Source organism: Legionella sp. MW5194 (genome assembly GCF_016864235.1).
Lineage (GTDB): Bacteria > Pseudomonadota > Gammaproteobacteria > Legionellales > Legionellaceae > Legionella_C.
On the sequence record NZ_CP045732.1, the window covers coordinates 1 to 13,880 of the forward strand.

The following is a 13,880-nucleotide window of genomic DNA, read 5'->3' on the forward strand; positions in this document are numbered from 1 at the left end:
GTGTCTGCGAACGTTTGGCAGAAATGTCTGGGGCTTCTGGAAGAGGAATACCCCCCACAGCAATTTAATACCTGGTTACGTCCCTTGCATGCGAAAGTGCAGGACAACAGCCTTATTTTATTGGCCCCCAACCGTTTTGTGGTCGACTGGGTCAATAAGCATTTTTTTGCACGAATAAGAGAACTGGCTACGCAACTGGGTGGCGAGTTGATTTCCGCTGTCAGCATTGAGATCGGCAGTAAACCGTCTGCTCAACCGGCTGCTGCCGAACGTGAAACACCGGTCGCTGCCCCTGTGAATAAAGTCATCCCCAAAAAAACCGCTGACTATAAAAACAGTTATTTAAACAAAAAATTTCATTTTGATACCTTCGTTGAGGGCAATTCAAACCAACTGGCTAGAGCCGCTTCCCTGCAAGTGGCTGAGCGCCCTGGCGACGCGTACAATCCGCTTTTTATTTATGGCGGTGTGGGGTTGGGTAAAACCCACCTGATGCATGCGATAGGCAATGCCATTTTAAAAAATAATCCTGAAGCCAAAGTGCTTTATCTTCATTCTGAACGTTTCGTGGCGGACATGGTCAAAGCCCTGCAAACCAATACCATCAATGAGTTTAAACGGTTCTATCGTTCGTTGAATGCCCTGTTGATTGATGATATCCAGTTTTTTGCTGGAAAAGACCGCTCACAGGAAGAATTTTTTCATACGTTCAATGCGTTACTTGAAGGCCAGCAACAAATCATTCTCACCAGTGATCGCTATCCTAAGGAAATCGAAGGGGTGGAAGAGCGGCTTAAATCACGGTTTGGCTGGGGATTGACCGTTGCTGTCGAACCGCCCGAGCTTGAAACGCGTGTGGCCATTTTGATCAGTAAAGCGGAGCAATCCAATATTGAATTGCCCTACGAAGTGGCTTTTTTTATTGCCAAACGCATACGTTCCAATGTCCGTGAATTGGAGGGCGCTTTACGTCGTGTCATCGCGAATGCCCATTTTACCGGCAAGTGCATTACTATTGATTTTGTTCATGATGCCTTGCGTGATCTTCTTGCTTTACAGGATAAGCTGGTCACGATTGAAAACATCCAGAAAACGGTCGCTGAGTATTACAAAGTCAAAGTGGCGGATTTATTATCCAAGCGCCGCAGCCGCTCGATTGCCAGACCAAGGCAGATGGCCATGGCCCTGGCTAAGGAATTAACCAATCACAGCCTCCCTGAAATTGGCGACCATTTTGGCGGTCGTGATCATACCACCGTCATTCATGCCTGCCGTAAAGTCAAGGAACTGGTGCAGATAGAAAATGATTTTGCTGAAGACTATAAAAATCTGTTACGTATTTTGTCTTCTTAACTGGAAATAAACATGTTTCAACTGGCTATAGAAAAACGGAAATTACTTCCTGCGCTATTAACAATGGCTGGCGCGGTCGATAAACGGCAATCCCTTGCTATTTTGTCCAATATCCTTCTTTCGGTATCCAATAGCCGCCTGGTGTTGACAGCAACCGATTTGGAAATTGAAATGTCTGCTGTGTTGGATTGTGATTCGGTTGATACTGCATCACAAATCACCGTGCAAGCAAAAAAACTGATTGATATCATTCGTTCTCTGGATGACGATGCTGTTGCCGAGATTAAATTAGCCGCAGGTGGGGTTGCAATCAAATCGGGACGCAGCCAGTTTAAATTAGCCACCTTGCCGGCGGATCAATTTCCGGTAAATGATTTGGATAAAAGCGAGCTTGAGTTCACCATTCAGCGCGAGTCATTGATCCATCTGCTGCAATCCACTCATTTTGCCATGTCGCAGCAGGACGTTCGTGTTTTCCTTAACGGCCTGTTGCTTGATATCGAAGGGAGCCATTTAACCACGGTGGCGACCGATGGTCACCGCATGGCCATTTGTAAGTTTCAATGTGAGCAGCATTTGCCGTCGCAGCGGTTTTTGTTGCCCCGTAAAGGTGTTCAGGAAATGCTCAGATTGTTGGCTGCTGTCACGGACGAGTCCATTGTGGTAACGGCTGGCAAGGGTCATTTTCGTTTAGTGACCGAGCAATATACTTTTTCCACGAAATTGATCGAAGCGCGTTTTCCGCCCTACACCAAAGCCATTCCAACGGACCAGGACAAGTACGTGCTGATTGACCGGGATATTCTCAAACGGTCGCTGTCCCGAATTGCTATTCTGGCTAACGAAAAATCACGCGCGGTTCTTCTTCACATTCAAGCCAATTCGCTCACTTTGATTGCCAATAATCAGGAGCAGGAGGAGGCCAGTGAATTACTCGAAGCCCACGTCGATGGTCAGGAACTCAAGATTGGTATCAATGCGGGTTATTTATTGGATGTATTGGGTTATTTACCTGATGGACTTGTTCGATTATCCATGTCTACAACCGACAAGAGTATGCTAGTTGAATCATTACAGGACGCCAATTACCAATACATCATTATGCCCATGAAGTTATGATTCTCAGTGAATTGCATGTTCATAATCTCCGTAATCTGCAGCCGTTGCGTGTGAATTTGCATCCTCACCTTAATCTGGTTACCGGTCTCAATGGCAGTGGCAAAACCTCCTTTCTTGAGGCCATTTATTTATTAGGTAATGGCCATTCATTCAGAGCCCGTGAAATTTCCAGTCTGGTTACTTATCAACAACCCGCATTGTCTGTTTTTACTAAAACAGCCGACGAGCAGACGGTTTCCATCAGTAAATCCCTGTCCGCAGCGACAGTCGTAAAAATCAATGGTACTCCTTGTTTTACCAGTAGTCAGCTCGCTTACCTTTTACCAACGCAAATTTTTTATCAGGACATCTTTCAAATCATCGATTCAGGTCCAGCGGTTCGTCGCAGTGTACTGGATTGGGGATTGTTTCACGTGGAACACACTTACCATGGGCTATGGAAAAATTATCGCAGGGCTTTAAAACAAAGGAATAGTTTACTCAAACAGCAGGCTTCTGCGCAGCAATTTGCTCCATGGGACAAACTATTATCTGATTTGGCGAATGAATTGGATGAGTCACGGGCCCATTACGTGCTTAAGCTGAATGAACGTTTCAAGATCATTTTACATGCGTTTTCCGATCTTTCCTGTCAACTGAATTACTACAAGGGGTGGGATAGAAAGCAGGAGGGTATTCCGCTTGGTTCTGTTTTAGAGGCGACGTTAGCCGCTGATCGTCAAAGGCAATTTACCCATTACGGGCCACATCACGCCGATATTATGATTACCATCGATGAGCATAAAGCCCGGTTTCATCTATCACGTGGACAGCAGAAGATGGTTCTTTTTGCGCTTAAATTGGCTCAGGCTGAATTACTATCCCGACATTGCATTCATTTGATTGACGACATCAACGCCGAACTGGATCCGACTCATCTGTCACGGCTTATTGAGTACATTAAAACAAATGACTCTCAATTCATTATTACTTCAAATACGTCTGGATGGTTTACCGATTTTTTCCATGAACATCATTATGAGCTCATCTCTCTCGACAAAGGTCAACGGGCCTAGGTACGTCATTGAATGACGATGGCTCGTGTAAGTCCATGTTTCACGTGAAACAAATCAACTCAATGCTGTAAAGAAATGGTACGAAAGTATAATCCCGCGGTGAAAAGTGCTATAATCCAAGGTTTGCACAGGCAGGATTCGTAACAGAGGAAAACTTATGACTGTTAATGCTAGCTATGATTCGACCAATATTAAAGTCTTAAAAGGTTTGGATGCCGTAAGAAAAAGACCGGGAATGTATATTGGCGATACTGATGATGGCACTGGCTTGCATCATATGGTTTTTGAAGTTGTCGATAACTCCATTGACGAAGCCCTGGCGGGTCATTGCAAAGAAATATTTGTGACAATTCATGCTGATGAATCCATTACTGTAAAAGATGATGGCCGCGGTATACCGGTGGATATCCATAAAGAAGAGGGCCGGTCAGCGGCGGAAGTCATCATGACGATTCTGCACGCGGGTGGAAAATTTGATGATAACTCCTATAAAGTGTCCGGCGGGTTGCATGGGGTCGGTGTGTCAGTGGTCAACGCTTTGTCTGAGGAATTGCATTTAACCATTCGCCGTCATGGCAAGGTGCATGAGCAGCATTACCGTAATGGTGTTCCAGATGCACCTTTAGCCGTCACCGGTGATGCCAATGCCACAGGCACTCAGGTGTGGTTTAAGCCCAGTGCCAATACGTTCAGCAATATTGAATTTCATTACGATATTTTAGCCAAACGATTAAGAGAATTGTCTTTTCTTAATTCCGGTGTGTGCATTCATCTTTTTGATGAGCGCACCCAAAAACAGGATACCTTCCGTTATGAGGGGGGGATTCAGGCTTTTGTTGAGCACCTTAATCGCAACAAAACCCCGATTATGCCGGTTGTATTCAGTTTAACAGCTGAAAAAGACAACATCACGGTCGATTTATCCATGCAGTGGAATGACTCTTTCCAGGAAACATTTTTCTGCTTTACCAACAATATCCCACAACGCGATGGGGGCACACACCTGGCAGGCTTCCGAGCGGCACTGACCCGTACGTTGAATACCTACATTGAAAATGAAGGGTATGCTAAAAAAGCCAAAGTTACGACGACTGGGGACGACGCACGCGAAGGATTGACGGCTGTGTTGTCAGTCAAGGTTCCCGATCCCAAATTCTCATCGCAAACAAAAGACAAACTGGTTTCTTCAGAAGTCAAATCGGTTGTGGAATCCGTGGTTGCTGACAAATTTAATGATTTCCTGCTCGAGAATCCCAGCGTCGCAAAAGCGATTGTGGGTAAAATCATCGATGCAGCGCGGGCACGTGAAGCGGCAAGGCGGGCAAGGGAAATGACCCGACGTAAAGGCGCTCTCGACATTGCCGGTCTTCCAGGGAAATTGGCTGATTGCCAGGAAAAGGATCCAGCGCTTTCAGAATTGTACATTGTCGAGGGAGATTCGGCCGGCGGTTCTGCAAAACAGGGACGCGATCGAAAATTCCAGGCCATTTTGCCGCTTAAGGGTAAAATTCTCAATGTTGAAAAGGCACGTTTTGATAAGATGTTGTCTTCACAGGAAGTGGCAACGTTGATTACCGCTCTGGGTTGCGGAATTGGACCGGACGAATACGATCCTGAGAAAATACGATATCACCGTATTATTATCATGACTGACGCCGACGTTGACGGTTCTCATATTCGAACCTTGCTGCTTACTTTCTTTTACAGGCAAACACCAGAATTAATCGAACGCGGGTATATTTATATCGCGCAGCCGCCACTCTACAAGGTCAAGCGTGGAAAACAAGAGCAGTATGTAAAAGATGATGAAGCTTTGTTTGATTATTTAACACAGGCTGCCCTGGATGAAGCGGCATTTTATCCGGATAAGGAAGCACCTGCCATTACTTCCAAAGCACTTGAGGAATTGGTATTGCAATATCGACGTGTTGAAAAAATAATCAAACGCCTGTCGCGCCGTTATAATCAGAACATATTGAAACGCATCATGTATTTACCTGCTTTGCAAAGTGATGACTTCAACCATCAGGACATTATTGCCGGGTGGTCACAACAACTGCATTTAAGTCTGCAGCAACTGGATAACAAGAGTCAGCAGTATGCGGTGGATACGCAATATCATCAGGATGGAAATTATTACTTCCCAAGGATCAGTATTGCGCAACACGGCATTGAAAATTTCCTCTCCCTGAGCCCGGAATTTTTTGCATCGAAGGATTATAGAGAAATCAACAGCTTGGGTACCAAACTGGCTAATCTCATTGACGAAGGCGCTTATGTTCAGCGCGGTGAGAAAAAACAAGGGGTTGAAACGTTTGAGGATGCACTGAACTGGTTAATGGACGAGGCGAAGCGGGGCCAAAGCATTCAGCGTTATAAAGGGTTGGGTGAAATGAATCCTGAGCAACTCTGGGAAACCACCATGGATCCAGAAGTCAGGCGCATGCTGCAAGTCAGCATTGAGGATGCTGTGGCGGCAGACCAAATCTTTACTACCTTGATGGGTGACCAAGTTGAACCACGACGTGATTTCATTGAATCGAATGCATTGGAAGCAGAAAACATTGATGTGTAAAGTGAACGGGTAATAAAGACAGTGTGAAGGGGATAGGTGAATCACTCGGAGGAAGCCAGAATCACCTATTCCTTTCCAAAAAAGCCGCATCCTTACGGCGAAGCACTTCCATTGTGCTGGTCCCTTGTTTGACTTCCTGTCAGACAATCCGTGTCATCCTTTGCATCAAGTATTACTTAAGGCACTAAAAAAGTCTTGATGTATACTTCTCTATCCGTTGTAAGAAATATCTCAAAAAACAGTATGTCCTATCTTAAGGCAGGATAAGCCAGCTGATTTGATGGGTTAATAATGTTTGAGGGGTACGGCAGGGAATGAATGCAGTGGTTGATGCACAGGCGACACAGAGATATCGCGGCTCGCGCGATGTCTCTGTGCAGGAAGTGGATGATTAAAATAAAACGCAACACCCTTTTCGATGTTCATCATCGGACGAAGCGCTATCGTCAAGTAAACTCACCTCTTCCTCTTTCTCTTCTTTTGATTTAGAAACCATAATCTTACCAAATTTTTCATTAATGGTTTTAAATACATCACCCGTGGGCTGTACAGATAAAATCCTGAGACCCTTGGCAATTTCGGTATGTGACGCAGGGGAGTTGGCAAGACAAAGGGCAATCTCTTGTTCCTTACCGGCCAGACGGTGCTGAACCAGAGCGGCATGTTCATTGTACATATCGACATTGAATTCTTCGCCGATAAAGATACGCCCGGGGTTCTTGTTTCGGCTGTCGGTGATGGAATCAAGACGGCGGCAGACTTCCAGTGCTCTTGAAAAGGCGGCATGAAAGCAGTCATTGGTTTGCAGTGTGGGATTACGCAGAGCATCGCTCAAGTGGCTTAACCCTTTAAGATCGGCTCTGTTCGACAACATGTGAAAAATCAATTGTCGTTTCTCACTATCAGACAGCTCGTCCAATGCCTCACGGCTGGCAATCAATGAATCCTCATCATCCAGCAGGGCCTTGGCGTCAGTGGGATTAAAACCACGTAATTGTTCTGGTGTGTACTTTGGCATTGAATACTCCTTGTATTGATGCACAGATGGCAGATTAACGGTCAACAACGAGTGTAGCAGGCGAAAGGGGTCTCTCCAACAGGCCTTAAAAATTAATCCCAGGCCATGCCTTATTAACAAACCGGCCGCTCATAAATAATTCATTTAGTCTTAAAGTATTGTTAGTGAATGCCGACTATACTTGTGAATGTGGTTGCCTTAAAAAACAAGAACAAGGAGAAGGCAATGTCTAATAAAAATCACTTGCTGCAGGATCCCTTTCTGAACGAACTTCGTAAGGAAAAGGTGCCAGTGTCGGTTTTTCTAGTCAATGGCATTAAATTACATGGTCTGATTGATTCTTTTGATCAATACGTGGTGATGTTAAAGAACTCCGTCACGCAAATGGTCTATAAACACGCCATTTCGACCGTGGTGCCATCGCGGATGGTTAAAGTGCCCACTGGTGATGAGGACGAAAATGTGGCAGACTGACACCCTTTCAACGTGGTGGAATTGACGTATTGTTTGAACGACCGCAAGGTGGCGAGCGCGCTATTCTGGTGCAACTGGCGCTTCCCGGGGTGGATGCCGGCAGAGCTTTGGATGAATTTAAAGAGTTGGCGGTATCGGCTCAGGCTGAAGTGATCGCTTGCGTCACGGGTGCCCGCGCTACCCCTGAAGCCCGCTATTATGTTGGTCTTGGCAAAGCGGAAGAAATCCAGGGGCTGGTTCAGGCCGAACAGGCGGAACTGGTTTTAGTCAATCATGAGTTGTCGCCATCTCAGGAGCGAAACCTTGAGCGGCTTTTTCAATGCCGGGTCGTGGACAGGAGCGGTTTGATCCTGGATATTTTTGCACAACGCGCCCGTACCTTTGAAGGGAAGCTTCAGGTTGAACTCGCGCAATTACAGCATATTTCGACACGGCTCATCCGCGGCTGGACCCACCTTGAGCGCCAAAAGGGCGGTATCGGTTTACGTGGTCCAGGTGAGACCCAGCTTGAAACCGATCGACGCCTGTTGCGTGAGCGCATCAAATACATTAATAAACGCCTTGAAAAGGTCAGACGCAGTCGCGATCAAAACCGTCGCGCCCGTCAAAAAGCGGCGCTTAAAACCGTCTCCCTGGTGGGTTATACCAACGCGGGTAAATCCACCCTGTTCAATGCGCTGACTGGCGGCCACAGTTATGCCGCCGATCAATTGTTTGCGACGCTTGATCCAACCATGCGTAAATTGGATATTCCGGGCTCCTCCCCCATTATCCTGGCCGATACGGTGGGTTTTATCCGGGACTTACCCCATGATCTGGTGGAAGCATTCCGGGCTACGCTGGAGGAGACGGCACAAGCCGATTTATTACTGCATGTGATTGATATCGCCGATCCCAACTGGCGCGATACCGTGTTTGCCGTGCAGCAGGTTTTGAAAGAAATCGGTGTTGATGATATTCCCGTTATCCAGGTCTTTAATAAAATTGACCAGCATGAAGACTGGCAGCCGAAACTGGATTTGCAGGAAGGCAATTGCAAGGTCTGGCTTTCCGCTAAAACCGGTGATGGATTGGATTTACTGACCAAAGCGGTTGCCACCCTGTTGCATGGGGACATTACAGAAGAAACGGTCAGCCTGGGACCGGACCAGGCCAAATTGCGTGCCAAACTCTATCAGATGGGCGCGGTGACCGATGAAGTAAGCAAGGAGGAGGGGGGATGGCAACTGACCATCAAAATAACAAAAAGCCAGAAGGACCGTTTGTTTACCCCCAAAAGCGATAGCCTTGAAGCAGAGTATTAACTGCGGCGAATGATTTCCCTTAAGGTATCCATGGTTTGACTGCCATACAGGGCGGTCATGAACTCACCCCGGGGATTAAAAACAAAGGTCACCGGTACGCCGCGAATATCCCCTAGTTCCAGGGAGTGGCGGGGGTCCTTTTGCAGGCTGGGGTAACGAATACGGTATTGTTTGATTAAATGCCGTTGCTCAGCCAGAGATAACCCCTCATAATTGACTGCAAACAGGGCCACCCGGTCTTTTTCTATCCGGTAAAATTGATTGAATTCCTGAATTTCGTCGACGCAGGGCTGGCACCAGCTCGCCCAGTAGTTAATCATGACCCACTTGCCTTTAAGATCATGGAAGGCGATTTTCTTCCCCTGGATGTCCGTTAACACAACACCGGCCTGTGTCCAGTGACTAATGATTAGTAACCCAAGGAAAACCAATTTTTTTAGCGCCATGGTAGTGTCCAGAATAAAATGAGAGTTGCCTGTAACCGCCCACTTTCTGCGAAGAGATCAATCGATTGGGCTTCTGGCTTAATGAGGCTCTCGTACAAATCAACCATAGTAACATAATTCATTTCCATTCTGGCACCTCCCCAGGATTCAATTGGTCTTTCTGACAATCGGTGAAGCCATTGAGAAAGCGCTCCTCTTCCTCAATGGCCAGCAAGCTTGCTCACGTTCAGGAGCCGAAAACAGGGGATGTCTCCAATTCCTTGCTTTCTTTTTTGGAATTAACAACGGGTTCAGCAAGAAAGCCATGTTTACGCAAGGCTTGTTGCAATGCCGCCCCAGTAGCAGGTGTGTGCCAATCGGTATTGACTGTAAGGGAGGGAGTATTGCAAGGAGGGATGGGAATAGGCTGCCGATTGGGATTTAAATCCTGCTCTTCCTTTTGAATACGCAATAATTCACTGAGTGTAAGCGCTTGCAAGGTCCCTTGGTAAACATAAGGAAAAAGTCTTAATTTGGCGACCAGATTGAATGCGCCCCATTGGCTGGTTAATGGCGAATAACCATGCGCACCGGGATTTTCACGTAAATTCCGGTAATCCGATGGCGACAATAATCGGATTCGGCTTAAATCGTTACGATAAAAAACAGTCTCGTTTTCATCAAGAACAAACAATGGCTGTGGTTGTCGGTAGCGTTTATCCACATCAGGCAATTCTTCCAAACCGGCATAGTTTTCCTGCGACGGTATCTCACCACCCTGAGCCACGCGCTCCAAATCACCCAAAGACTTCTGCATGCCGCTAAGGCAGGCGACTTTATTGAAATAATTAATGCACTCATTAAAATCACTGTCGCCTCGTGCTGCATTCGGCGGCTCTGACGGAGTCGGGGTTGGGTCGTAGGCCCGGGTGGTGTAGACACCGACACGGTTCAACTCATTATGCAGATCATTGGCAAGTATACTTCCCCATACGCCAAACCGCTCCTGCAGCAGTACGCGTAAATCACTGATCATGGACATGTGGCCTGCGGCGAAGTGATCGGAATAATAATGGAACGTGAATAATTCCAGTCCCAGTGCCATGGCCTGATAACGGCAGGCGAGATCATGGAGTTCATCGCCAGTGTAGGTTTTTTCCGCTTTCAGGGTTTCCCATAAAACACGAGCCGAGTCCTGTTTGGGGATATAATTCTGGTTATTAGCCAACTGCTGAAACTCGTAGGCGATGCGGGAAAATTCCAGCGCAAGGTGATGGCCAATGGTGTAGACGCGTACAGACCAGGGCGTAAAATGGGTTTGGTTACGGTTTAACATTTCCCCATAATCTTTCACGCGTAAATAAAACATTAACTGTTTGACATAATCATTTAACGTGTCGGAAAAGGACACATACCGTGTACTGTCAATGCGATAAATTTTATCGATGTCGCTGTTTTGAACGTCGGGGGAAGCCAGATTATTATAAGCGCGCAACAAAGCCTGTTTGTCTTCGGGTCTAACCGGTTGGCGTATCAATTTTTTGCCAACGGACTTGGCTTTCTGCCCATGGCATTTGGGTAAATTTAATTCCATAGACCAGGTGGGATCGGTGAAAAAATCCCCGGCCATGGCGATGACATTGCCAAAGGATAAATTTAAATTAACAGGTTCAGGAATGCCCGTATTGGAAAAGCGCATCATTTGCAAGGACACTTCCCCTTGCTTGCCTGTTTTCAGGTAAGGGTTGTTCTTAAATCCGTTGAATTTTAAGGCATTCCCCAATTCTGTATGTTCCTTGGTATCCACAGACAAACTCCTTTTGTTGTTGAATAAAAAAATCGTCGGTGATGCGTGGGCTGAGTGGGTCGCTCAGATAAGTAAGCATAGAACAGGCTCTTTAAAACGGCAAAAGGCAAACGGATGAATAAATCAGACTCGGGGATCCCTAAATGGCTGTTTTTAAACTATGCTAAAGACATTTGGATTGAAGCGAGAAGCAATGAATCAAATCGCAGTAAAAGAACGCCTGCAGGGTACGTTGATGCGAGAGGGTGCGGGAGTTAAACTGTTTCGTTATATTGGGGCTGACAGACAAAATCCCTATGAACCGTTTTTATTGTTTGATTTTTTTGACAGCGACAATCCCCTGGATTTTATCGCCGGGTTTCCGCCCCACCCTCACCGTGGCTTTGAAACCGTGACTTACCTGCTCGACGGGCAGATTGCCCATGAAGACAATCATGGCCGACGCGGCCTGATTGGGCCCGGCGATGTGCAATGGATGACTGCCGGTAAAGGCATCATTCATTCGGAGATGCCTCAACAGGGCAATGGCCGGCTGACGGGCTTACAGTTGTGGCTTAATCTGCCGGCGGCCAGTAAGTGGGTTGAGCCGAATTATCAGGAATTTACTGCTGACGAACTGCCTTTGGAAGCGTTGCCGGCAGGCGGGCAAATCAAAGTGATTGCCGGAGAAACCCCAGGCGGCAGCCGGTCGCCTATCCAGGGCATCGCCACCCAGCCTTTGTTTCTCGATATTTCCCTACCGGCGAGACACGCGCTGAATCAGGTCGTGGCAGAAGACCACCAGGCCTTGCTTTTTGTTTTGAAGGGCCAATTGACCGTCGGCAGCGAGACGGTGGCCGCTCATACCCTGGCTGTTTTAAGTGAAGGGACGGCATTGCGGTTGCAGGCGATGGATGAAGAGACGCGCTGTTTATTCATTACCGCAAAAAAACTGCATGAGCCAATTGCCCGATTAGGGCCTTTTGTAATGAATACCCAGGAAGAAGTCATGCAGGCCCTTGATGATTTCCGCAATCAGCGTTTTTAACTCAGGAGGAGTGAATGGCAAAGGTATTGATTCTTTATTATTCCAGTTACGGTCATGTTGAAACCATGGCTTACGAAGTGGAAAAGGGCGTTAAGGAGGTGGATGGGGTTACGGTGGTTGTCAAACGCGTCCCGGAAACCATGCCGGAGGAAGTGGCTAAAAAAGCCGGTGTTAAACTGAATCAGGTAGCCCCCGTGGCTACACCACAGGAACTGACGGATTACGATGCCATTCTTTTTGGTACCCCAACCCGTTTTGGCAATATGGCAGCGCAAATGCGCAATTTTCTTGATCAGACGGGCGGCATGTGGGTAAAAGGCGGCTTGATTGGAAAAGTGGGCAGCGTGTTTGTGTCGACAGGTACTGGCGGCGGCAATGAGTCGACCATTATGTCGTTCTGGAATACCCTGGTGCACCATGGCATGGTCCTCGTGGGCGTTCCCTACTCGGAATCGGCTTTGACCGACTTAAGCCAGATGCGCGGCGGTTCGCCCTTTGGGGCCGGAACCATTGCTGGTCCGGATGGAAAATTGACACCGAATGCCATTGAATTAACCATTGCACGCGCCCAGGGACGTCATGTGGCCTCGCTGGCCAAGCGCCTGTTTGGTTAAATAAGGGTGTTTTTTGCATTTATAATGCACAATTTGCCCATTGGATTATTTGCCGGAATGACCAAATGATGTATAATCACTGGTCATTCCGGCATATCAATGGCTAGTTTAGCTTTTCTTTGCCAATTGATAAGGCTTAAGCTTAACTTTTTAATGGCTTTGTGCGTCTGATGGCAATTCCTTTTATTATTTTTACCATTTTACTTTTAAGCGTGATTTGCGTCGCCGCCATGCTGTATCGTCTGTATACCCAGCCTAACGTTCCTCTGTCCATCCTGGATTACATCAAACTGCTGGCGAGCGGTATTATTGCCTTCATTGCCGATACCCTGGGTGTAGGCAGTTTTGCAGTGAATGTGGCTCTCGCCAAGTTTTTAGGCACTTTTCCTGACGATGAATTACCCGCCGTCAACAATGGCGCCCAGGTTATTCCGGGTACCATTGAGTCGCTGTTTTTCATGCAGCTGATTGATGTTAATCTGACAACGCTAATCACCCTCGTTTCCGGCGCCTGTCTAGGTGGATTAATCGGCGGCGCGGTGGTAAGCCGGCTTAGTAGGCAAGCCATTCGTCTTGCCATGATGTGTTGCTTTCCATTATTAATCGCGCTGTTGATTTGTCATCAATTGCGCCTTATTCCTTTCGGCGGGGATGCTGTGGATTTGCATACCTATAAGCTGTTTATCGGCTTTCTGGCCATGATTGTCTGCGGCGCATTGACTTCCGTAGGCATTGGTCTCTTTGTTATGGTGCAAAGCGTGTTATTTTTATTGAATGTTTCGCCGGTGGTCGCCTTCCCCATCATGACCACGGCTGGAGCCATGCAGCAGCCTCTGACCACGCTGGTTTTTTTGCAACACGATAAAATTCCGATGAAAAAAACGCTGGTGTTAAGTTTAGCCGGTTGCATCGGGGTTCTTGTCACCATCCCGGTCTTCACGTCGCTCACAGTGACCTGGCTGCATTCATTATTGCTGGTTATTTTAATTTATAATCTTTATGCTATCAGCCGTACCTATTTTCAAAACCGCACGCAGGCGCGCAGGCAGGAATTGCTGATGTCGTGCACGTGAGCCCGTTAATTTTGGATACGCTTTAAGGACGAAGTC

12 protein-coding genes are annotated in these 13,880 nt (G+C 47.0%); 9 read left to right on the forward strand and 3 right to left on the reverse strand.

The window, feature by feature from the left end:
• The 4 genes from dnaA to gyrB all read left to right on the forward strand — a co-directional run bounded on the left by dnaA (position 1) and on the right by gyrB (position 6,102).
• A complete protein-coding gene (gene dnaA / locus GH742_RS00005) occupies positions 1–1,353 on the forward strand; it encodes a chromosomal replication initiator protein DnaA (protein ID WP_203455593.1) in 1,353 nt (450 codons plus the stop codon).
• Between the two features lie 12 nt (positions 1,354–1,365).
• Entirely contained in the window at positions 1,366–2,472 is a 1,107-nt protein-coding gene (gene dnaN / locus GH742_RS00010; RefSeq protein ID WP_203455594.1) for a DNA polymerase III subunit beta, read from the forward strand.
• Positions 2,469–3,527: a DNA replication/repair protein RecF gene (gene recF, locus GH742_RS00015; RefSeq protein ID WP_203455595.1), complete on the forward strand. Its 1,059-nt coding sequence runs from the start codon at positions 2,469–2,471 to the stop codon at positions 3,525–3,527. Before dnaN ends, recF begins: the two co-directional genes overlap by 4 nt.
• 157 nt (positions 3,528–3,684) lie before the next feature.
• Positions 3,685–6,102 (forward strand): DNA topoisomerase (ATP-hydrolyzing) subunit B, encoded by a 2,418-nt coding sequence (gene gyrB / locus GH742_RS00020; RefSeq protein WP_203455596.1) that lies wholly within the window; start codon positions 3,685–3,687, stop codon positions 6,100–6,102.
• A gap of 391 nt (positions 6,103–6,493) precedes the next feature.
• On the opposite strand, the gene GH742_RS00025 is transcribed toward gyrB, so the two are convergent.
• Entirely contained in the window at positions 6,494–7,120 is a 627-nt protein-coding gene (locus tag GH742_RS00025; protein ID WP_203455597.1) for a hypothetical protein, read from the reverse strand.
• 225 nt (positions 7,121–7,345) lie between these two features.
• Between GH742_RS00025 and hfq the strand changes: the two genes are divergently transcribed.
• Positions 7,346–7,594: an RNA chaperone Hfq gene (hfq, locus tag GH742_RS00030; RefSeq protein WP_058527888.1), complete on the forward strand. Its 249-nt coding sequence runs from the start codon at positions 7,346–7,348 to the stop codon at positions 7,592–7,594.
• Between the two features lie 29 nt (positions 7,595–7,623).
• Positions 7,624–8,898: a ribosome rescue GTPase HflX gene (gene hflX / locus GH742_RS00035; RefSeq protein WP_203455598.1), complete on the forward strand. Its 1,275-nt coding sequence runs from the start codon at positions 7,624–7,626 to the stop codon at positions 8,896–8,898.
• On the opposite strand, the gene GH742_RS00040 is transcribed toward hflX, so the two are convergent.
• Positions 8,895–9,344, reverse strand: a complete 450-nt coding sequence (locus tag GH742_RS00040; protein WP_203455599.1) for a TlpA disulfide reductase family protein — start codon at positions 9,342–9,344, stop codon at positions 8,895–8,897. The genes hflX and GH742_RS00040 overlap by 4 nt on opposite strands.
• A 226-nt stretch (positions 9,345–9,570) precedes the next feature.
• Positions 9,571–11,130, reverse strand: coding sequence for a type IV secretion protein Dot (locus GH742_RS00045; protein ID WP_203455600.1), 1,560 nt, complete (start codon positions 11,128–11,130; stop codon positions 9,571–9,573).
• A gap of 193 nt (positions 11,131–11,323) precedes the next feature.
• Here GH742_RS00045 and GH742_RS00050 point away from each other — a divergent pair, with 193 nt between their 5' ends.
• The 3 genes from GH742_RS00050 to GH742_RS00060 all read left to right on the forward strand — a co-directional run bounded on the left by GH742_RS00050 (position 11,324) and on the right by GH742_RS00060 (position 13,844).
• Entirely contained in the window at positions 11,324–12,157 is an 834-nt protein-coding gene (locus tag GH742_RS00050) for a pirin family protein (protein WP_203456781.1), read from the forward strand.
• Positions 12,158–12,171: 14 nt separating this feature from the next.
• Positions 12,172–12,771, forward strand: a complete 600-nt coding sequence (gene wrbA / locus GH742_RS00055) for an NAD(P)H:quinone oxidoreductase (RefSeq protein ID WP_203455601.1) — start codon at positions 12,172–12,174, stop codon at positions 12,769–12,771.
• Positions 12,772–12,941: 170 nt separating this feature from the next.
• Positions 12,942–13,844, forward strand: coding sequence for a sulfite exporter TauE/SafE family protein (locus GH742_RS00060; protein ID WP_203455602.1), 903 nt, complete (start codon positions 12,942–12,944; stop codon positions 13,842–13,844).
• Positions 13,845–13,880: the final 36 nt, after the last annotated feature.